Raw genomic sequence first — 347 nt, forward strand, 5'->3', positions numbered from 1 at the left:
CATCCCATAACACAGGAGGGCGGTGTAATTCAGGAGGAGTACCAGTCCTATTATGTGGTAGACCGTACCAACACCTTGGGGAAGGGAATTTTGGGCCTTACCTTGGAATGTGCCAAATGCCACGACCACAAATACGACCAGCTGTCCCAAAGGGATTATTATGAGATCTATTCCTTTTTTAATAATGTGGATGAAAAGGGACTACGTATGGATGCCGTACAGGCGGCCAATCAGAAATATTTTGCCGATGCTCCCTTTATGACTATTACGGATGAGGAGACCAATGGGGTGCTGTCCTTTATCAACAAGGCCGAAGGGAAAGACGTCAAGGTGATGGTCATGAACGA

The 347-nt window shown here is 46.7% G+C and carries 1 protein-coding gene; it reads left to right on the top strand.

The window, feature by feature from the left end; translation table 11 throughout:
- Positions 1-347 (top strand): DUF1549 domain-containing protein (locus tag MWU82_RS24190; protein WP_247098332.1); only part of this gene is annotated, 347 nt, incomplete at both ends.

The sequence above is a fragment of the Arenibacter sp. S6351L genome, assembly GCF_023016025.1.
GTDB classification, from domain to species: domain Bacteria; phylum Bacteroidota; class Bacteroidia; order Flavobacteriales; family Flavobacteriaceae; genus Arenibacter; species Arenibacter algicola_B.